At 53.0% G+C, this 21,958-nt stretch carries 14 protein-coding genes; 5 read left to right on the plus strand and 9 right to left on the minus strand.

Translation table 11 applies throughout. From position 1 onward, the window contains the following. Positions 1–57 precede the first annotated feature (57 nt). Both ushA and FAZ14_RS18255 read left to right on the plus strand, forming a co-directional pair. Positions 58–1,725, plus strand: a complete 1,668-nt coding sequence (ushA, locus tag FAZ14_RS18250; RefSeq protein WP_016942044.1) for a bifunctional UDP-sugar hydrolase/5'-nucleotidase UshA — start codon at positions 58–60, stop codon at positions 1,723–1,725. 706 nt (positions 1,726–2,431) lie between these two features. Then, complete coding sequence (locus FAZ14_RS18255) at positions 2,432–4,024, plus strand: methyl-accepting chemotaxis protein (protein WP_153508980.1); 1,593 nt, start codon at positions 2,432–2,434, stop codon at positions 4,022–4,024. Positions 4,025–4,373: 349 nt separating this feature from the next. Here the strand turns inward: FAZ14_RS18255 and ybaK are convergent, their stop codons facing one another. The 3 genes from ybaK to copA all read right to left on the minus strand — a co-directional run bounded on the left by ybaK (position 4,374) and on the right by copA (position 8,750). Beyond that, the gene (gene ybaK, locus FAZ14_RS18260) at positions 4,374–4,853 is read right to left on the minus strand and encodes a Cys-tRNA(Pro)/Cys-tRNA(Cys) deacylase YbaK (protein WP_016942042.1); all 480 of its coding nucleotides are present in this window, start codon (positions 4,851–4,853) and stop codon (positions 4,374–4,376) included. Positions 4,854–4,870: 17 nt separating this feature from the next. Next, a complete protein-coding gene (locus tag FAZ14_RS18265) occupies positions 4,871–5,683 on the minus strand; it encodes a TraB/GumN family protein (RefSeq protein WP_153508981.1) in 813 nt (270 codons plus the stop codon). 238 nt (positions 5,684–5,921) lie between these two features. Next, positions 5,922–8,750 carry a copper-exporting P-type ATPase CopA gene (copA, locus tag FAZ14_RS18270; RefSeq protein WP_153508982.1) on the minus strand — a complete coding sequence of 943 codons (2,829 nt, stop codon included), beginning with the start codon at positions 8,748–8,750 and terminating at the stop codon, positions 5,922–5,924. Positions 8,751–8,873: 123 nt separating this feature from the next. On the opposite strand from copA, the gene cueR reads away from it, so the two are divergent. Then, positions 8,874–9,299, plus strand: a complete 426-nt coding sequence (gene cueR / locus FAZ14_RS18275; protein WP_016942039.1) for a Cu(I)-responsive transcriptional regulator — start codon at positions 8,874–8,876, stop codon at positions 9,297–9,299. Positions 9,300–9,315: 16 nt separating this feature from the next. On the opposite strand, the gene FAZ14_RS18280 is transcribed toward cueR, so the two are convergent. From FAZ14_RS18280 to ubiG, 6 genes are all read right to left on the minus strand, one after another. After that, on the minus strand, positions 9,316–9,765 hold the full coding sequence (locus FAZ14_RS18280) for an NfeD family protein (RefSeq protein WP_016942038.1): 450 nt from the start codon (positions 9,763–9,765) through the stop codon (positions 9,316–9,318). A 2-nt stretch (positions 9,766–9,767) separates the two neighbouring features. After that, positions 9,768–10,682, minus strand: coding sequence for an SPFH domain-containing protein (locus FAZ14_RS18285; RefSeq protein ID WP_016942037.1), 915 nt, complete (start codon positions 10,680–10,682; stop codon positions 9,768–9,770). Between the two features lie 133 nt (positions 10,683–10,815). After that, the gene (gene yfaE / locus FAZ14_RS18290; RefSeq protein WP_016942036.1) at positions 10,816–11,076 is read right to left on the minus strand and encodes a class I ribonucleotide reductase maintenance protein YfaE; all 261 of its coding nucleotides are present in this window, start codon (positions 11,074–11,076) and stop codon (positions 10,816–10,818) included. A gap of 5 nt (positions 11,077–11,081) precedes the next feature. Further along, positions 11,082–12,212, minus strand: a complete 1,131-nt coding sequence (gene nrdB / locus FAZ14_RS18295) for a class Ia ribonucleoside-diphosphate reductase subunit beta (protein ID WP_016942035.1) — start codon at positions 12,210–12,212, stop codon at positions 11,082–11,084. Between the two features lie 159 nt (positions 12,213–12,371). Beyond that, positions 12,372–14,660, minus strand: coding sequence for a class 1a ribonucleoside-diphosphate reductase subunit alpha (gene nrdA / locus FAZ14_RS18300; RefSeq protein ID WP_016942034.1), 2,289 nt, complete (start codon positions 14,658–14,660; stop codon positions 12,372–12,374). A 544-nt stretch (positions 14,661–15,204) separates the two neighbouring features. Beyond that, the gene (gene ubiG / locus FAZ14_RS18305; protein WP_016942032.1) at positions 15,205–15,963 is read right to left on the minus strand and encodes a bifunctional 2-polyprenyl-6-hydroxyphenol methylase/3-demethylubiquinol 3-O-methyltransferase UbiG; all 759 of its coding nucleotides are present in this window, start codon (positions 15,961–15,963) and stop codon (positions 15,205–15,207) included. A gap of 254 nt (positions 15,964–16,217) precedes the next feature. On the opposite strand from ubiG, the gene gyrA reads away from it, so the two are divergent. Together gyrA and rcsC are read left to right on the plus strand one after the other, a co-directional pair. Then, positions 16,218–18,851, plus strand: a complete 2,634-nt coding sequence (gene gyrA, locus FAZ14_RS18310) for a DNA topoisomerase (ATP-hydrolyzing) subunit A (protein ID WP_153508983.1) — start codon at positions 16,218–16,220, stop codon at positions 18,849–18,851. A 139-nt stretch (positions 18,852–18,990) separates the two neighbouring features. Further along, entirely contained in the window at positions 18,991–21,882 is a 2,892-nt protein-coding gene (gene rcsC, locus FAZ14_RS18315; protein ID WP_153508984.1) for a two-component system sensor histidine kinase RcsC, read from the plus strand. Positions 21,883–21,958 lie beyond the last annotated feature (76 nt).

Here is a 21,958-nt window from a genome sequence, read left to right on the forward strand (position 1 = left end):
CCTGGTCGTAACCTGGATATGACGAGTCGATAAGGGATTTTTATCACGGGAGTTGTCATGCATTTTTCTGTCAAACATTTTTCTGTCAAAAGTCTGGGGTGCCTGATTGCGGTAACATTGGCGGTGTCGTCACCTGCTGCACAGGCATGGGAAAAAGATAAAACTTACAACATCACTATCCTGCATACGAATGACCATCATGGTCATTTCTGGCATAACGATTACGGTGAATATGGTCTGGCGGCGCAAAAAACACTGGTCGATCAGATTCGTCAGGACGTCACAGCTAAAGGCGGCAGCGTATTACTGTTGTCGGGCGGGGATATTAACACGGGTGTGCCGGAGTCTGACTTGCAGGATGCTGAGCCGGATTTTCGTGGCATGAATCTGGTCGGTTATGACGCGATGGCAGTCGGTAATCATGAGTTTGATAACCCACTCCCGGTGTTGCGTCAGCAGGAAAAATGGGCACATTTCCCGCTACTTTCCGCCAATATCTACCAGAAAAGCACCGATAAGCGATTATTCAAACCCTATGCGCTCTTCGATCGTCAGGGGGTTAAGATCGCGGTTATTGGCCTGACCACGGACGACACGGCCAAAATTGGTAATCCAGAGTATTTCCACGATATTGAGTTTCGCAAACCCGCCGATGAGGCAAAAAAAGTCGTGGAACAGCTGCGTAAAAAAGAAAAACCGGATGTGATTATCGCTGCGACCCACATGGGGCATTACGATAATGGCGAGCACGGTTCTAACGCACCGGGTGACGTGGAAATGGCGCGCAGCTTGCCCGCGGGGTATCTCGATATGATTGTCGGTGGTCATTCGCAAGACCCGGTATGTATGGCCAGTGAGAATAAAAAGCAGGTCAGTTATGTGCCCGGTACACCTTGCGCACCGGATCGTCAAAACGGCACCTGGATTGTACAGGCGCATGAGTGGGGTAAATATGTCGGTCGTGCTGATTTTACTTTCCGTAATGGTGAGCTGACGCTGACGCATTACCAACTGATTCCTGTCAATCTCAAGAAGAAGGTTGAGAAGGCCGACGGTACCAGTGAACGCGTGTATTACACCCAGGAAATCAGCCAGAACCCGGACATGGTAAAACTGCTGACGCCCTTTCAGGAAAAAGGCAAAGCACAGCTGGATGTCAAGGTGGGGAGTGTGAATGGCCGACTGGAGGGCGATCGCAATAAGGTGCGTTTTGTGCAAACCAACCTGGCGCGCGTATTGCTGTCTGCACAACTGGAACGCGCCAAAGCGGATTTCGCCGTCATGAGTGGTGGTGGTGTGCGCGACTCCATTGAATCCGGCGACATGACTTACAAGACCTTGCTCAAAGTCCAACCGTTCGGTAACACGCTGGTATACGCTGATCTGAAAGGCAGCGAGGTGGAAAAATATCTGGCAGTTGTCGCCAATAAAAAAGTCGATTCCGGTGGTTATGCTCAGTTCCTGAATGTTAGCCTGCAAGCTGATGGCACTGGCGTTAAGAACGTGAAAATTAAGGGCGAGCCGCTGCAGGCCGACAAAGTCTACCGTATTGCCACCTTGAGCTTTAACGCCACTGGCGGGGACGGTTATCCGAAGCTGAGTGAGCTGCCGGGTTACGTCAATACCGGTTTCGTGGATGCAGAAGTACTGCGTCAATATGTTGAGGGTCATTCTCCTCTACAGGCGGCAGATTATGAGCCGAAAGGTGAGATTGTTTATGAGTAATGATGGCTTATTGGTCATTATTATTTAGTAAATAATGCGTGTGGCAGTTGCTATCTCAATTTCTTGAGATAGCAACTGTGGTTTTATCTGTTGATATGGTGGGTTTTTAATGAATTAATGTGGGCTTAGAATAATTACCCTGCTGGGTAAACGTTTTATGACGTGTCTTTTTTGAGTTTGTGAGAATATTTCTCAAGGCTATTTTTATTTATCACGCTCTCATTTATAGCACTACCTTTCTCCGAGCGTTCCTTCTGTTCTGCTCTACCCTTGTATCGTTTCAGGTGATCATGATCGCATTTCATTATGAAAGAGAATGAAAATGTTAGCCTGAGAATTTTTTAGTTTGTGGAAAATACATTTTGTTTTCTTTTTCAAATCAGTGATGTCAGCATCAAATTTGCCATGTCCTGGGGGAAGGGCTGCTTAACGTTATGATACTGTTGCATCATCGTATTAGGGCGTGGTGTTTTTCTTTTTGTTGTAAGACTATTTAGTGAGCAATGTGAGGGGGGTTATGCCATGCAGGGAGTAAACCTGATTTACTGATGAAAACTCTTTTTTATGCTTAAAAAGCATATAAGTAATCTTTATGTTTTCTGCTATTTAAAAAGGGGGGAGGCTGGTTTTATTAGATATAGAGTAGTAATGGGTGGGTATGGCATAAAAAATTGATAATACAACCTCATAAAAAGGTGTTAAACAAATGAAAATATCTCTTGCCAGGAAAATTTGGCTTCCACTTATCATTAGTTTGTTATGTCTGGCAGGGACGCTGCTTTATGGATCGATGAAAATTAAGCAAGATCAATTATCGCTGAGAGAAATGGAGTTAATGCATGTGACTCAGCTGGCATTGGGGATTGTAAAAACCAATGCCGAGTTAGCCAGCAGCGGAACGATTTCGTTGGAAGAAGCACAGCGGCGTGCAATGAAGTCCATAAAAGATTTGCGTTATGGTGATTCAGGTTATTTCACCATTCTCAACTCCGAACCTCGCGTTTTGATGCACCCGATTAATGAAAAGCTAATTGGTCAGGGGCCGGATGTGAAAGACGCTAACGGTACCTTTATTTATCGGGATATGGTGGCCGCGACAAAAAGCAGCGAAGCGGGTTATACGGCTTACGCTTTCCCCCGTCCCGGTTCCACCGTTGCACAACCGAAAGCAGCCTATAATTTACGCTATGCCCCCTGGGATTGGATCATCACGACCGGGCTGTATATTGATGATATCAATGAGGCGTTTATCCATTCTTTATATAACAACGGCATGATTTTTATCTTAGTCAGCGTGTTACTTTCGCTGCTGGTTTACTGGATAAACCGCAGTATCTTGCGTGTACTGGGAGGTGAACCCTCTTATGCCGCTGAAGTCGTAGAGCGTATTGCCGCTGGCGATTTATCGCATTCGGTGACGACATTGCCAGGCGATAATATCAGCCTGCTGCATGAAATGGAGATGATGCGCAAACAGCTGATTACTGTCATCGAAGATATTCGTGCCGGTGCAGAGGTGATTGATGCCAGTAGTGGTGAGGTGATCGCCGGTAATAGCGACTTGTCCTCTTATACGGAACGGCAGGCTACCGCACTGGAGAAAACCTCGGCGAGCATGGAGGAAATTACCTCTACCGTTAAACAGAACGCTGATAATACGGAACAGGCCCGTCACCTGGCGCATTCGGCACTGGGCATTGCCTCCCGCGGTGGTGAAGTGATGCGGGAAGTGAACGACACCATGGACGGCATTTCTGAAAGCTCAGATAAAATCGCTAATATTACCGAAGTGGTGAATAACATCGCATTCCAGACCAATATTCTTGCGCTGAATGCGGCGGTAGAGGCGGCGCGAGCCGGTGAACAAGGGCGCGGTTTTGCTGTTGTGGCTGGTGAAGTGCGAAGCCTGGCGTTACGCAGTGCGCAAGCGGCTGGAGAGATAAAAAGCCTGATAGAAGAGTCGGTTTCCCGTGTGAATAGTGGCTCGGCGAAGATAAAACTAGCCGACAGCAGCATCAAGGATGTCATCAGCGCGGTGCAGCATGTGGCGGACATTGTGTCAGAAATCGCGACGGCGACCAGCGAGCAGGGCAAAGGGATCAGCTATATCAATGAATCGATCGTCCAGATTGATTCTATCACTCAGCAGAATACCGCTCTGGCTCAACGGGCCGTCGCAGCGGCGAATGAACTGGAAATACAGGCTCAGGGGCTAAAAACCTCGGTTGCCTATTTTAATACCGACGGCGTGGATCATAGCCGGGGGGCGCTGGCGATTGGCCGGGTGCCATCACGGTAACGTCAATCTACTCATAACACTGGCGGCCGGTAGACGGCCGCTTTTTTATCTGCGTGTTCGCACTCACCGGGTTTGTTTGACTGGCACTCATTCTTGTCTTCCTGCGGTCTTTTCGGCCCTCTTTTGCCGTGTCATAGCGCATCTCAATCACTTGTTTTACAAACCAAATCGTGATCACTACCCTCGTTTTTAAACGAAACGGATGTTATATTGCCATTAAATGAAACGCTGTTTTAATTGTGGGTTATCACTCATCCCATCATAACCGTTATGAAGCGGTGGCAGAGGGCGACACTGGCCGTGGAGCCCTCTGCCGCCGTCTTCTTCCTGAACATCAATATCGCTATGGTCAGTCGTGTTTGGCTATGTCGGCAAACTGCGCTTTCAGTACACTTGCCAGATCAGCCGCCGCCAGTTCGAGGTCTAATCCTCGTTTTCCACCTGAGACAAAAATGGTGCCGAATTGCTGAGCACCCTCGTCGATTACTGTCGGCAACAATTTTTTCTGCCCCAGCGGGCTGATACCCCCGACCAGATAACCTGTCACCCGCTGGGCTATCTGTGGGTCTGCCATGTCGGCCTTTTTAGCCGCCAGCGCTTTGGCCACTTTTTTCAGATCCAACTGACTGGCGACTGGGGTCACCGCGACAGCCAGCTGTTTGGCATCGCCGTTGAGCGACACCAGCAGGGTTTTGTAAACCTGCTGTTTATCCAGCCCGAGTTTGCGGGCGGCTTCTTCACCAAAATTGGTTTCATCAGCATCGTGATGGTAGCTATGAAGCGTAAAGGTGATTTTTTGCTTCTCAAGCAGTTTGACTGCGGGTGTCATAATGTACTGTCCTTGCTTCAATAGGTGGCCGCATGGGCCTGTAACAAGTCGGGCAGGTTATTTTCACCGTACAAATGCAGGGCGCCGACAGACACAACATAATTTCCCTGCGGCAGCGCGGCCAGTTGCTGTTGCCAGCGCTGATTGCGGTGATTCATCAGCATTTCCGTTATTTCGTTGCTGAATGTGGACGGCACATTGTCCGTCCAGGTTGGTTTGTGATTGAGCCACCAACTGACCATCGTTTGCAACAGGCGCGCGTTGGTATGCCAGTGGATAAGGGTGTCTTCCAAAAGAGGCAATCCACCCTGTGGTAATTGCAGCAACAAGTCGACCTGCTGCTGTTGGCCTTCCAGCTCGATGATGTTCACCCCTCTGTCGCGGGCGGCGTTAATCAACTGGTAATCGATGCCATAATCCGGTCGCAGGCCTAACATCATCGCCTGGCGAGCCTGTAGCATCAGTGCGGCCTGCCAGGCGGGCATCCTATCAATACTGTCGTAGCTGAACGACAGTTCCCGGCATATCTGTTGCAAGCGCTCAAGCGTGGCGGCGTCCAGACGTTCTGCCAACGGGGGCTCTGCGCCAATCGGGTCAAACGGTGAGTCACTGCCAGAGATATCCGCTTCCACGATGAGCGCGGTGGCCTGTTCAAGGCGGCCCAATAATTCGGCAGGTAAGGGGAACATATCCACCGTACCCATGTGAATACTGCCCACCAGATGGAACTGGCGTTGGTTAATGATCTCGACATCCAGCGCCGGGTAACGGTAACCTGCGGGCGCGAGAAGGCCGAGAAACGTCGCAATCTGGCGTATCAGCCGTTTCATATCGACATCTCCGGTAGTGGCGGTTTCGGGCGTAACCTTGCGAACAGATATCATGCCGTCGCAATGCAGAGCTTTGGTACCGTCAGGTTCCCTATGCTAAACGGTTCGCCCGGCAAGTTGTATCGCTAATTCGGCATGTCAGCGACGGTCGTGGTAAGAAAAAGCGGTATGAAAGCGGTGCGATGCAGCATATCGAGCTCGGTTCGATAGCACATCGCACCCAGAAAGGTACCCCGATTCAGCTATGTCCGGTGGGCGCGTCGGGTGGGGTAAAGCGCAGCAGCCGGTTGGCGTTACTCACCACGGTAATCGACGAGAGCGCCATCGCTGCACCAGCGACGACCGGGTTTAGCAAGGTGCCTGTTAAGGGGTAGAGCACACCGGCGGCAATGGGAATGCCAAGCGTGTTGTAGATAAACGCACCCAGCAGGTTCTGCTTCATGTTGCCCAGTGTCGCCCGGGAAAGCGCCAGCGCATCGGCAACACCGTGCAGACTATGGCGCATCAGCGTCATGGCAGCGGTTTCTACGGCGATATCGCTGCCACTGCCCATGGCGATGCCGACGTTGGCCTGTGCCAGTGCTGGCGCATCGTTGATACCATCACCAATCATCGCGACCCGTTTCCCCTGCGATTGCAACTGACGAATGGCGTCGGCTTTACCGTCCGGTAATACCCCGGCGATGACCTGATCAATACCCGCTTCACGGGCAATGGTCTGGGCTGTCGCCGCATTATCACCCGTGAGCATCACCAACTGATAGCCCTGCCGATGTAACCGTTGCAGCGCACTCACGCTATCCTGACGCAGGGTGTCCTGCACGGAAAATAGCGCCACTATCTGGCCGTTAGCCGCCAGCAACACCGGGGTCATGCCGGTTGCAGACTGTTTCTCCAGCCAGTAACGCGGCGAGTTTTCACCGTCAGCCAGTGTGACCTGATGCTGCTCCAGCAACGCCGGGTTGCCGAGCAGCAGTGACGTGTCGCCTGCCTGACCGCTAACGCCTAACCCCTGTAGGGTGCGAAATTGCGTCACGGTACTGAGCGGGATGCCATCAGCACGCTGAACTATTGCCTGTGCCAGTGGGTGATGAGAGCCTTGCTCCAGCGATGCAGCCCAGCTCAGTGCCTGAGATTCGCTGATATCACCGAATGTATGCAGGGCCACCACACGTGGTTTACCTTCTGTCAGGGTGCCGGTTTTATCGAACACCAGTACATCAAGCTGGCTGGCCTGCTGTAGTGCCTGCGCGTTTCGCACCAGTATGCCCAACTCGGCGGCTCGCCCGACGCCGGAGATTATCGACATCGGTGTTGCCAACCCCAATGCGCAAGGGCAGGCGATGATAAGCACGGTTGTCACGATCACCAGCGTGTACACGAGGTGGGGTGCCGGGCCGACAACATACCAGATAGCGCCGCTCAGCAAGGCTATCGCCACCACAACTGGTACAAAGACGGCGGCAATCCGGTCAGCCAACTGGCCTATAGCGGGTTTACTGCTCTGTGCCTGACGCACCAGATGAATAATACGGGCCAGCGTGGTTTGGTTGCCGATAGCACCAGCGCGCAACGTGGCACTCCCATCCTGTACTTGTGTTCCCGCGTGTACGTTATCACCCGCCGATTTCTGTTGCGGCAGCGGTTCGCCGGTGAGCATGGCTTCGTCAACCCACAACTCGCCTTGCTCCAGTTCACCATCTACCGGAATACGGTCGCCGGTGGTCAGGCGCAGCGTCATACCGGTTTGCACCTGCGAAAGCGGAATAATGCTGTCACCTTGTGCAGTGACCAAACGGGCGGTTGGCGGCGTCAAATCCAGCAATCGCTCCAGTGCCTGCGATGAGCGTTGACGGGCCCGTTGTTCCAGCGCGTGACCCAGATTGATCAAACCGATGATCATGGCGCTGGCTTCGTAGTAAAGATGACGCGCTTCCATTGGGAAGGCGGTCGGCCACAGGTTGACCGTAATGGAGTAAAGCCACGCTGCGCCGGTACCGAGTGCGACCAGGGTATCCATGGTAACGCCGCCGTTCATCAGGCTACGCCAGGCATTGCGATAGAAATGACCGCCAGCGGCGATCATGACCGCCAGCGTCAACACGCCAACCAGTAACCACCCGGTACGATTGTGGTCGGTGAGCATCATGTTATCGCCGATCATGCCCCAAACCATCAGTGGAATACCGAGTGCCAGGCTGAGAGCAGCCTGCCAGCGAAAACGCCGCACCGCCTGACGCGATGTGTGCTCTTGCCGGGCGCGTCGTTCGGCTTCATCAAGGATGATTTCTGCACCGTAGCCGGCGTTCTGTACCGCATCGATAAGCGCCTGATGCGCTACGCTGCCGCTGACCAGCGCACTACGTTCGGCCAGATTGACGTGTGCCTGTGTTACGCCGGGAACACGTTGCAGCGCTGACTGCACCCGGCTAACGCAACTGGCACAGCTCATGCCGCTTAATAACAACTGGACCGTATCGTCATCACTCGCGGCGAGATTGTCGGATGGCGTGACGCCAGCCGGTAGCGAGTGGGCCGTGCTCATGTCGACAACGATGCCTGTATCGACAGCGTTGGTGTTTGCCGGAACAGAGGTAAGCGCCGCTGACAGCCTGTCCGGCGTGAAGGCGTGGGGTGTTGTCAGCGGCTCAGATTTTGGGTGTTGGGCCTCCGCTGCCAGCGTGGCATGAAAACCGGCTTGCTCAACGGCAGCAACCAGCGTTTGCGGGTCGGCATCCCCATAAACTGCCGCCTGTTGCAGGGTAATATCCGCTGCGTTGACACCTGGTACGGCTTCCAGCGCTTTACGGGTTGATGCCACGCAATGCTGGCAATTGAGGCCGGAGAGCTGCAGGGTGACATTCGGGATGGCAGGGCTTGCCTCATAACCGGCTTCTTCAATGGCGGTTATCAGTGTTTGGGGATCCGCATCACCGGTAACGTTGGCGTGTTTCAGTGAGACATCAACCCGTTCCACATCCGGTCGGGACTCAAGGGCTTTTTTTACCCTGCCAACGCAGTGTTCACAGGATAATCCCTGCAATGAAAGGTGTATGGTTTGCGACATAATAATATTCCTCGGTGATCACAGCAGACTGTCAAAGGCATTGACCGTCGTCGTGATTTTGATTAGTTCTAAGCACTACCTGAAGCGTAAACCTTCCAGCAAGGGAAGGGTCAAGGGGGAATCATGAATATCAGTGATGTGGCGAAAAAAACCGGACTGACCAGCAAGACTATCCGTTTCTATGAAGAAAAGGGGCTGATGACGGCACCGCTGCGATGCGAAAATGGTTACCGTAGTTATGATCTTCACCATATCGAAGAGCTAACGCTGTTGCGTCAGGCGCGTCAGGTGGGGTTCACGCTGGAGGAGTGTCGTGAACTGGTCACCTTGTTCAATGATCCGATGCGGCACAGTGCCGATGTGAAAGCCCGCACATTACAGAAAGTGCAGGATATCGAGCAGCAGATAGAAGAGCTTAAGTCGATGCGTCAGCGTTTACTGACGTTGGCAGAGTCCTGTCCCGGCGACAGTAGCGCAGAATGCCCGATCATTACCCAACTGGCAGGGTGCTGCCATACTGGTGCAGGTGGGCAGCACCCACAGCCTTAGAACCTATCCCATGATATTACGCACACGGCTTGACCTGTAGCGTAATGCCTTCCACGGCGGTGATTTCCACTACGGTGCCAGCAGGCAGGTCTTGCTCTGCCTGAATGCGCCAACTGCTGTCGCCAATGCTAACGCGACCAAAGCCGTTAACCAGTGGTTCGCTCAACGTGGTATGCAGGCCAATTAACTGCTGCCCACGTTGATTGAGTACCGGAGACGGCTGTTTCTCAAGGCGACGACGTAACCACTGCCACCACAATAACGCGGCAATGACTGTCAGTACGGCAAAGGCGATGCATTGCCAGGCCCAATCCAGCGGCAATAGCCAGGCAAGAATGCCGGTGAGCAGGGCGGCAACACCGCTCCACAGCAGATAACCGGCAGCCCCCAGCATTTCAGCCGCCAGCAGCAACCCGCCGAGTGATAACCAGAACCAGTGGGCGTTTTCCAACACCTGCGCCATCATGACTATTTTCTCCGGTCTGCCTGACTCTCTTTGATAAGTTCACTGATGCCGCCAATCGTGCCCATCAGGTTGCTGGCGTCTAGTGGCATCATAATGACTTTGCTGTTGTTGGCCGACCCGATGGTTTGCAGTGCAGTGGTATATTTCTGCGCCACAAAGTAATTGATTGCCTGGATATTGCCTGCTGCAATGGCTTCGGACACCATTTGGGTGGCGCGGGCTTCCGCTTCTGCTGCACGTTCGCGCGCTTCGGCTTCGAGGAAGGCGGATTGACGCTCCCCCTCGGCTTTGAGAATTTGCGCCTGTTTTTCCCCTTCGGCTTTCAGTATCGCTGCCTGTCGCACCCCTTCCGCTTCCAGAATCTCGGCACGTTTGGTTCGCTCCGCCTTCATCTGGGCATTCATCGAGGCAATCAACTCGGCTGGCGGGCGCACGTCACGAATTTCGATGCGGGTGACTTTGATACCCCAGGGATTGGTGGCTTCATCAACGATATGCAACAACCGGGTGTTGATGCTGTCGCGCTGCGACAGCATTTCATCAAGCTCCATCGAACCGAGCACGGTACGAATGTTGGTCATGGTCAGGTTGATGATGGCCAGCTCCAGATTGCTGACTTCATACGCGGCACGGGCAGCATCCACCACCTGAATAAAGCAGACAGCGTCGATGGTAACGTTGGCGTTATCCTTGGAGATAATTTCCTGCGATGGAATGTCCAGCACCTGCTCCATCATATTAATTTTGCGGCCGATTCTGTCCATAAACGGCACCATCAGGTTCAGGCCGGGCATCAGCGTGCGGGTATAGCGGCCAAAGCGCTCCACTGTCCACTGATAGCCTTGAGGTACGATTTTGATACCAGACCAGACAATCACCAGCGCAACGACGATCAGAACCGGGATAAATGTCAGCATGTACTCTGTTCTCCGTGGGTTTCTCCTGTGGAAAGTGTAACGCAGGATAGCCTAACTGACGTAGTAAAGTTACGGGTGAACAAGGGATTATGCGAGCCTGCCTGTAAAGCAGGCTGCAAGAGCACAGCACCGATTACATATCCAGTTCGATGTCATCTACTGGCATACAACAGCAGGGCAGAATTTCGTCTCGTTGCAGGCAGGCAAGCGGTGTTTCCCGGTAGGCGACCTTACCTTTGATGAGGCGTAATCGGCAGGAGCCACAATAACCGGAACGACACTGATACTCGACTGGCACCCGTTGGGATTCAAGCGCTTCCAACAGGGTGGTGTGTTCGTCAGAGCAAAGCAACTGCGCCCCTGACAGGCGCAGTGTAATGGTGGGAGTGGTCATCGGGATTACAGCTGGAAGTCGCTAAGGTCGTCAGTGTTGATTTCCGAATCAATCTGGCCGACCAAATAGGAGCTGACTTCCACTTCCTGCGGTGCCACCTGCACGTTATCCGACACCAGCCAGGCATTGATCCATGGAATGGGGTTGGTACGGGTTTCAAACGGCAACGGTAACCCTACTGCCTGCATGCGGATGTTGGTGATGTATTCAACATACTGGCACAGGATGTCCTTGTTCAGGCCAATCATCGAGCCATCACGGAACAGGTATTCCGCCCACTCTTTTTCCTGTTGTGCCGCCAGCACGAACAGATCGTAGCATTGCTGCTGGCACTCTTCCGCAACCTTGGCCATTTCCGGGTCGTCCTGGCCTGCTCGCATCAGGTTGAGCATGTGCTGGGTGCCAGTGAGGTGCAATGCTTCATCACGGGCGATCAGTTTGATGATTTTGGCGTTGCCTTCCATCAGTTCGCGCTCAGCGAAAGCGAAAGAGCAGGCGAAACTGACGTAGAAGCGAATGGCTTCCAGCGCGTTAACGCTCATCAGGCACAGGTAGAGTTTTTTCTTCAACTCGTAGAGGTTGACGGTCACCGTCTTGCCGTTGACCTGATGGGTACCTTCCCCCAGCAGATGGTAGTAGCTGGTCAGTTCAATCAGCTCATCATAAAAACCGGAGATGTCTTTGGCCCGTTTGAGGATTTCCTCATTGGTGACGATGTCATCGAACACTATCGACGGATCGTTGACGATATTACGAATAATATGGGTATAGGAACGGGAGTGAATCGTTTCCGAGAAAGCCCAGGTTTCCACCCAGGTTTCCAGTTCCGGGATGGAAATGAGCGGCAGCAGGGCGACGTTAGGGCTGCGGCCCTGAATGGAATCCAGCAAGGTCTGGTATTTCAGGTTGCTGATGAAAATGTGTTTCTCGTGTTCCGGCAAGCCCTGATAGTCGATACGGTCGCGGGAAACGTCCACTTCTTCCGGACGCCAGAAGAAGGACAGCTGTTTTTCGATCAGCTTTTCGAAAATGTCATATTTCTGCTGATCGTAGCGCGCCACATTAACTGGCTGGCCGAAAAACATCGGCTCCAGCAACTGATCGTTTTTATTCTGTGAAAAAGTGGTATAAGCCATGGTCTCTCCAAACAAGCCAACAGCGCGGCCCGAGGGCGGCGCTGTTAAACCTCTGTAACCCGAGCGGGTATGTCGCCGCTACCTTGTCAGACTAACCGCAACGAGATGAGGGCATCGTCATTTAGGGGAGCCGCCTGCGCAGCTCCCCCTGCGCCGTGCTTAGATTTTACACGCGCCGCTTTCGCAGCCATCATCCTGCGGTGCAGAGTCCAGCAGGTCGTCCTGCGCATCTTCGGCACCGTCGCGGGTGTTTTGATAGTAGAGGGTTTTCAACCCGAATTTATACGCCGTGAGCAGATCTTTGAGTAACTGCGTCATCGGCACTTTGCCTGACGGGAAACGCGCCGGGTCATAGTTGGTGTTGGAGGAAATCGCCTGATCGACGAATTTCTGCATCAGACCAACCAGTTGCAGATAACCGTCGTTAGACGGCATGTCCCACAGCAGCTCGTAGGCATCTTTGAGCGTTTCGTACTCCGGTACTACCTGACGCAGGATACCGTCTTTGGATGCCTTGACGCTGATGTGGCCGCGTGGCGGCTCGATGCCGTTGGTGGCATTGGAGATCTGCGACGACGTTTCCGATGGCATCAGCGCTGACAGCGTAGAGTTACGCAGGCCATAGGTCTGGATATCTTTACGCAGTGTTTCCCAGTCATAATGCAGCGGTTCACTGCAAATACTGTCCAGATCACGCTTGTAGCTGTCGATTGGCAAAATGCCCTGCGAATAGGTGGTTTCGTTGAACCACGGGCAGGCACCCTGCTCGCGGGCCAACTGATTCGAGGCTTTCAGCAGATAGTACTGGATGGCTTCGAAGGTCCGGTGCGTCAGGTTATTGGCGCTACCGTCGGAGTAACGCACACCGTGCTTCGCCAGATAATAGGCGAAGTTGATAACACCAATGCCCAGCGTGCGGCGACCCATCGCGCCGCGTTTCGCAGCCGGAATCGGGTAGTCCTGATAGTCGAGCAGGGCATCCAGCGCGCGTACTGCTAATATCGCCAGCTCTTCCAGTTCCTGCAGCGAACTGATGGCGCCCAGGTTAAAGGCTGACAGGGTGCACAGGGCGATTTCGCCGTTTTCATCGTTGACGTCTTCCAGCGGTTTGGTCGGCAGCGCGATTTCCAGACACAGGTTGGACTGGCGTACCGGCGCAACCTGTGGATCAAACGGGCTGTGCGTGTTGCAGTGGTCGACGTTCTGAATATAAATACGGCCTGTGGAGGCGCGTTCCTGCATCATCAGCGAGAACAGTTCGGCGGCTTTGATCTGCTGCTTGCGGATGCTGTCGTCCTGCTCATATTTCACGTACAGGCGTTCAAATTCATCCTGATTGTTGAAGAAGGCATCGTACAGTCCCGGGACATCGGACGGGCTAAACAGCGTGATGTCACCGCCTTTCACCAGACGCTGGTACATTAGTTTGTTGAGCTGTACACCGTAGTCAAGGTGACGCACGCGGTTGCCTTCCACGCCACGGTTGTTTTTCAACACCAGCAGGCTTTCCACTTCCAGATGCCACAGCGGGTAGAACAGTGTGGCCGCGCCGCCACGCACCCCGCCCTGAGAGCAGGATTTCACCGCGGTCTGGAAGTGCTTATAGAATGGGATACAGCCAGTGTGGAAGGCTTCGCCACCACGGATCGGGCTGCCCAGTGCACGAATACGGCCTGCGTTGATGCCGATACCGGCGCGCTGGGACACGTATTTCACGATAGCGCTGGATGTCGCATTGATGGAATCCAGGCTGTCACCGCATTCGATCAGCACGCAAGAGCTGAACTGGCGGGTTGGCGTACGCACGCCAGACATAATCGGCGTTGGCAGCGAGATTTTGAACGTCGATACGGCGTCATAAAAACGCTTGACGTAGTCCAGTCGCGTTTCACGCGGGTAGCCGGAAAACAGGCAAGCGGCGACCAGAATGTACAGGAACTGGGCGCTTTCGTAGATGTCACCGGTCACGCGGTTCTGGACCAGATATTTCCCTTCCAGCTGTTTTACAGCTGCATAGGAGAAATTCATGTCACGCCAGTGATCGATGAAAGCGTCCATGTGAGCGAATTCTTCTTCCGTGTAATCTTCCAGCAAATGGCGATCGTACTTACCCATCTCGACCATTTTCACCACGTGATCATACAACTTCGGTGGCTCGAACTGACCGTAGGCTTTTTTGCGAAGATGAAAGATAGCCAGACGAGCAGCCAGATACTGATAGTCGGGGCTTTCGCGAGAGATCAGGTCAGCCGCAGCCTTGATGATCGTCTCGTGGATATCGGCAGTTTTGATGCCGTCATAGAATTGGATGTGGGAACGCAGTTCTACCTGAGAAACAGAGACATTGTGTAACCCTTCTGCTGCCCAGGTGATTACCCGGTGGATTTTGTCCAGATTGATGCGTTCTTTACTGCCATCGCGTTTGGTAACAAGCAGACTCTGGTTCATGTGGCGTAGCACCTGTTTTTTGACACGAGTTTTGTTTTTATCGGCCTCCCCGTTGCTTCATTTACAAAAAACGCAAACAAAAAAATAGTGTTTTCTGTCAGAAGTAAACACTATATATAGGGGGTGGGCCAGCTTTTGATAACAAGATAATGTGAAAAGTGGCGTATTGCAAGTGAGCAAAATGGGGCTCTCTTGTGGATAACATAGGGAATAAATGTTACAAGTGCGCTAAATCCCAGCCACTGTGCGGCTTCCTTATTTTGTCAACCGTAGGGGATAAAAAATAAAAAAATTGATCAACCGCTGGTTTCTTGTCCTGTTGCCTCGCTCGCGTTATAGCTAAAACCGTGTTTCAGACAAGTTGTTAGGAATAATCTGAGTTTGATCTGTTGCTCAATTGTTGATAAGGCGCAGTTTATGCCGGGAATCTTATTTTTTATTGATAAAAAAGCCGGTGGAGTGACCACCGGCCTGCGTCATTTAAAACATGTAATGTTAACAAAGATATATACCGCCAACGGTGACGCCTGACAGCGCTGTGTGATCAGCCTGCGTGTGCGGTATGAATCATATAATTGACGTCGACATTCGCGCCAAGCCGGAAACGGTCTAGTAACGGGTTATAGTGCAACCCGGTCATGTGACGTTCCTGTAGCGGCGTCTGGTCTACCCAGGTCAGCAGTTCTGCCGGACGGATGAATTTTTTGATGTCATGTGTGCCGCGCGGCACCATGTTGGTCAGGTATTCGGCACCGACAATCAGCATCAGCCAGGCTTTGGCATTGCGATTGATAGTAGAGAAAAAGACGTGACCGCCGGGTTTTACCAGTCTGGCGCAAGCCAGCACCACGGATCGTGGGTCCGGCACATGTTCTAGCATCTCCATACAGGTGACGACGTCATAAACACCGGTATGGGCGTCGGCGTGCGCTTCCACCGTTTCTTGCACGTAACTGACCTCAATGCCACTTTCCAGCGCGTGCAGCCGGGCGACCTGCAAGGGTTCAGCCCCCATATCCAGGCCGGTCACACGGGCACCTTCTCGTGCCATGCTTTCGGCCAGAATACCGCCGCCACAGCCCACATCCAGTACCTGTTTGCCGAAAATGCCGTCGGCACGTTCGATGATGTAGTTCAGGCGCAGCGGGTTAATACGGTGCAGCGGTTTAAATTCTCCTTCCAGATCCCACCAGCGCGAGGCGACAGCCTCAAATTTGGCGATTTCATCAAGGTCGACATTCGGTGTTGCGGCCGAGGATTTCAGAACATCGGCTTCTGCGGGGGTCGTGGTGTCTGTATTCATGGTGCGTGATCACCTTTCATCAATATTGACTGGGGCCGAGTATAACGAGCGAAAGGCGCGGGGTGTAGTCGCTCGCACAGGTTTGATAACTCGCGGCGTCTTGTGATGGGGGTAACACCGCCGCAATGAAATGCGTTGCATCTGGTAAAGAAGCGCCAGCAAACCGGCGCGAAGTTTCCCCTGAAACCCCGGTTTATGATATCATTTTCCACCTTTTAAAATCGGGTAGATGTGAATAGAGGGATAGCGGCTCCATGAGCGACCTAGCCAGAGAAATTACACCGGTCAACATCGAGGAAGAGCTGAAAAGTTCATATCTGGATTACGCCATGTCCGTCATCGTCGGGCGTGCGTTACCGGACGTTCGCGATGGTCTTAAGCCGGTACACCGCCGCGTGCTGTACGCGATGAGTGTGCTGGGTAACGACTGGAACAAGCCTTATAAAAAATCGGCCCGTGTGGTCGGGGACGTTATCGGTAAATATCACCCACATGGTGATAGCGCGGTTTACGACACCATTGTGCGTATGGCCCAGCCGTTCTCGTTACGCTACATGCTGGTAGACGGGCAGGGTAACTTCGGTTCCATCGACGGCGACTCCGCCGCGGCGATGCGTTATACCGAAGTGCGCATGTCGAAGATTGCCCACGAACTGCTTTCCGATCTGGACAAAGAAACCGTGGATTTTGTGCCCAACTATGACGGCACAGAACAGATCCCGGACGTGATGCCCACCCGTATCCCCAACCTGCTGGTTAACGGCTCTTCCGGGATTGCGGTGGGGATGGCGACCAACATTCCGCCCCATAACCTGTCTGAAGTGATTAACGGCTGCCTGGCCTATATCGATGATGAGAACATTAGCGTTGAAGGGCTGATGGTTCATATTCCAGGGCCGGACTTCCCGACTGCCGCTATCATCAACGGCAAACGCGGCATTGAAGAAGCCTACCGTACTGGCCGTGGCAAGGTGTATATCCGTGCGCGCGCCGAAGTCGAAGCGGATGCCAAGACCGGTCGCGAAACCATCATCGTGCATGAAATCCCTTATCAGGTGAACAAAGCACGTTTGATTGAAAAGATAGCCGAACTGGTAAAAGACAAGCGCATCGACGGTATCAGCGCGTTGCGTGATGAGTCCGACAAGGACGGCATGCGTATCGTCATTGAGATCAAACGTGATGCCGTGGGCGAGGTGGTGCTCAACCACCTGTATTCCCAGACCCAGATGCAGGTGTCGTTCGGCATCAACATGGTGGCGTTGCATCAGGGACAGCCGAAGCTGATGACCCTGAAGGAAATTCTGGCGGCGTTTGTTCGTCACCGTCGTGAAGTGGTGACGCGCCGTACCATTTTTGAGCTGCGCAAAGCGCGTGAACGCGCCCACATCCTGGAAGGTCTGGCGATTGCGCTGGTTAATATCGACCCTATTATCGAACTGATTCGTCATGCCTCGACCCCGGCTGATGCAAAAACTGCGTTGGTGGCTCAGGCGTGGGAACTGGGCAGCGTGGCCGCGATGCTGGAACGTGCCGGTGATGACGCCGCGCGTCCGGAATGGCTGGAGCCGGAATTCGGTATCCATGACGGCAAATATCACCTGACCGAGCAGCAGGCTCAGGCGATTCTGGATCTGCGTTTGCAGAAACTGACCGGTCTGGAACATGAAAAACTGCTGGATGAATACAAAGAACTGCTGACGCAGATAGCCGAGTTGTTGTTTATCCTGCGTAGCCCTGAGCGCCTGATGGAGGTTATCCGTGAGGAGTTGGTGGCGATTCGCGAGCAGTATAACGATGCGCGCCGTACCGAGATCACCCACAATAGCGCCGACATCAACATTGAAGACCTGATCTCCCAAGAGAACGTGGTGGTGACCCTGTCGCATCAGGGATATGTGAAGTATCAGCCGTTGACCGATTATGAAGCCCAGCGTCGTGGTGGTAAGGGTAAATCTGCCGCTCGCATCAAAGAAGAGGACTTTATTGACCGTCTGCTGGTGGCGAATACTCACGATACTATCCTGTGTTTCTCCAGCCGTGGTCGCCTCTATTGGCTGAAGGTCTATCAGTTGCCGGAAGCCAGCCGCGGTGCGCGTGGTCGTCCGATTATTAACCTGTTGCCGTTGGAACAGGATGAACGTATTACCGCCATTCTGCCGGTACGCGAGTACGAAGAAGGGATGAATGTGTTCATGGCGACGGCCAGCGGTACGGTCAAGAAGACCGCACTGACTGAGTTCAGCCGTCCGCGTAGCGCAGGTATTATCGCGGTCAATCTGAATGACGGTGATGAGCTGATTGGCGTCGATCTGACCGACGGCAGCAACGAAGTGATGTTGTTCTCCGCCGAAGGCAAGGTGGTACGTTTCTCTGAGTCCGCAGTGCGCACGATGGGACGTACCGCGACCGGGGTGCGAGGCATCAATCTGCAGGATGACGATCGCGTCGTGTCGCTGATTGTTCCACGCGGTGAAGGCGATATTCTGACCGTGACGCAGAACGGCTTCGGTAAGCGTACCGCCGTGACCGAGTACCCGGTGAAATCGCGTGCCACCAAGGGCGTTATTTCCATCAAGGTCAGCGAGCGTAACGGTAAAGTGGTCGGTGCGGTGCAGGTTGATACCGCCGATCAGATCATGATGATCACCGATGCGGGTACGCTGGTGCGCACCCGCGTATCCGAGGTCAGCATTGTTGGCCGTAATACTCAGGGGGTCACCTTGATCCGTACCGCTGAGGAAGAACGCGTGGTCGGTCTGCAGCGTGTGGCTGAGCCGGTGGAAGACGATGAACTCGATAGCGTAGTGCCGGTTGACGGTGAACTACCGCAAGAGGATATCGACGAGCCGGACAGCGATGATGATATCCTCGCAGACGATGAGTAATGCTTTGTCCTGCAGGTAATAGTCCTGTAGGTAAATAGACCCGCAGGTAAATTTTCCTGCCGGTAAGCCCGCAAGAGCCAGCGCCTGATGCGCTGGCTTTTTTTATGCAGGATCGGTACTGTATCGGCTGGTTCTGACCGTGTTTTCCCGTGCTGACAACCTCTACGGTATCCCTTTGAAAGTTATCGCTTCTTTTCAGACTACCCTCAAAGTCTCCCGGTATATGTTCCGGGTGCTGGCGACCACGCTGTGGATTCTTGGCGCACTGATTTCAGTTTTTTACGTGAACAAAGAACTGAATCAACGGGAATCGCACCTGCGCCAGATTTTCTCACTCAATTTTGAACAGTCGCTGGGGTATATCCGCCATACCACGGACGTGGCACGCGAATTACGGTATATCGCCGCCAACCGCTTTAGTACCCCGACGTTATCTCGTGAGCGTCTGCCAGCGGCCAAAAAAACGCCATTTTCTCTTTACCCGCTATCACCCACGTTTAACTGCGCCGAGCAGTATGCAAAGAATCCCGCTCAGTTGCAGTCACTGAGCGGTTTCTTTGAACAATGGCATGATGACTTTTCGTCGGTTTATGACCTTAACCGTATCTTTTTTGTTGATGGCAGCCAGCAATGTCTCGTTGATTTTAGTATCCGCAATCAATCGCTGGATAGCGATAGCCTGTTGAAAAGCGTGCAGGAGCGGTTACAGAACCAGAAGTCCAACCTGACCGGCAATCGCCGCGAAGAGAGCCTGTTTTGGGTGACGCCAGGGCCGACGCCGGAAGTGGGGTATCTGTACGCGCTGACGCCGGTTTATGTCGATAATCATCTGGTCACCATGATGGGGATCGAGCAGACCATCAGGCTGGATGATTTCATGCTCAATGGTGACCTGCCGTTTAGCGTCAGATTGTTAGACCAGAATGACCGCGTCTTATTGCAACTGACCAATAACCAGTCTGGCGGTAATATTCCTGGCCACTATCCCGACTCGAACAATTACTTCGGCTATAGCGAAGGGTATAGCGCACTGTTGATGAAAAAGGCGTTACCGCCGACATCAATGGCGGTGGTGTATTCACTGCCGTTGGAAGTGCTGCTGATGTCGCTCAATACGCTGATGATCAATATTGCGTTGTTGAACCTGATCTCGGCTATTTGCTTGTTTTTATTGACGCGCCTTTTTGAGCGAAAGATCTTTTTGCCAGCGGAGCGTAACGCGTTCCAACTGGAAGAGAATGAGCAATTTAACCGTAAAATCGTGGCCTCGGCACCCGTCGGGATTTGTATTTTAAGGATTAGCGACGGCACCAATATCCTCAGTAATGAGCTGGCGCACAATTATCTCAGTCTCCTGACGTATGAGGACCGGGTACGCATTATTCGTATCATTTGCGAGCAGCAGTCCAAATCGCTGGATGTGGTGACCGGGCGCAATCACCATTTGCAAATCAGTTTCGTACACTCACGCTATCGCAACGAGAATGTGGCCATTTGTGTCTTGCTTGACGTCAGCGCCCGGGTGCGCATGGAAGAGTCATTGCAGGAGATGGCGAATGCCGCCGAGCAGGCCAGCCAGTCCAAATCGATGTTTTTGGCGACAGTCAGCCATGAACTACGCACGCCTCTGTATGGGATTATCGGTAATCTGGACTTGCTGCAGACTAAATCGCTGCCCTCGGATGCCAACCGGCTGGTGGAGGCAATGCAAAACTCTTCATCGCTACTGCTGAAGATCATCAGCGATATCCTTGATTTCTCGAAGATTGAATCGGAACAGTTGAAGATTGAGCCCAGCGAGTTTGCACCGCGTGAGATGATCAATCACATCGTGAGTAACTATCTGCCGCTGGTGGTGAAAAAGCGCCTCGAATTGTATTGCTATATCGCCCCTGACGTCCCGTTGCAATTAATGGGGGATGCGGTGCGGCTACAACAGGTGTTGAGTAATCTGCTCAGCAATGCCATCAAGTTCACCGATACCGGTTGTATCGTGTTTCAGGTGGTGTGCAGCGATGAAGGGTATCTGGTGTTTAAAGTACGGGATACCGGGGTGGGAATCGATACCCGTGCGGTGATGAAGTTGTTTGACCCGTTCTTCCAGGCTGGAACCGGTGTGCAGCGCCATTTTCAGGGGACCGGGTTGGGGCTGGCGATTTGTGAAAAACTGGTTAGCCTGATGGATGGCGACATTACGATTGAATCCGAACCGGGGCTGGGCAGCGAATTCGGCATTCGTATTCCGCTTTACCGTGCGAGCTATCCGCAGACCGTCGAATTACCGGATGTGCAGGGAAAAACCTGCTGGCTACAGATTCGTAATGCATTGATGGAGCGCTATCTGCTGGAGTTACTCCAGTTCTGCGCTCTGGACGTTCAGCGCTACGAAGAAGGGCTCACGGTAAACCACGATGACATCATGATAGTAGACAATCCACCAGCGGTTGAATCGAATGCGCACGCCTGTGTGGAAATCAGTGGAACGCATGCCGGTTCTGCTCAGGAGATTCGGTCTGGGTACTGGCTCTACAGTACCGCCGTATTACATGAACTGCCGACGCTGTTGCAGCGTATTTATCGGGGGGAAGAAGCGCTGTCGACGGCAACGACTTCCCTGTCAACGGTCAGTTACAGTCGTACTGAAAATGGCGATATTCGCCTGCTGGTGGTGGATGATCATCCGATTAACCGTCGTTTGCTGGCTGACCAGCTCGGTTCGCTCGGGTATCAGGTGATTACGGCCAATGACGGGTTGGATGCGTTGGATGTGCTGGCGAAAAAACCGGTAGACATCGTTCTCACTGACGTCAACATGCCGAATATGGATGGCTACCGTTTCACCCAGCGGTTGCGTGAAATGGGGCAGACACTGCCGGTGATTGGTGTAACGGCTAACGCATTAGCCGAAGAGCGGCAACGCTGCCTGCAGGCCGGGATGGATAATTGCCTGTCTAAACCGGTGACGCTGGATACATTGCAACAGTCACTGTCGTATTACAGTAATCTGGTCAGGCAGGGGAATACGGTATAACTGTCACGCGGTCTTTGACGATCCCGTCACAAAGTCACAAGGAAAGAAGGGGTCGGCAAACAAGCCTGTTTGCCGA

It is taken from the genome of Dickeya oryzae (genome assembly GCF_009372235.1).
Taxonomy (GTDB): Bacteria; Pseudomonadota; Gammaproteobacteria; order Enterobacterales; family Enterobacteriaceae; genus Dickeya; species Dickeya oryzae.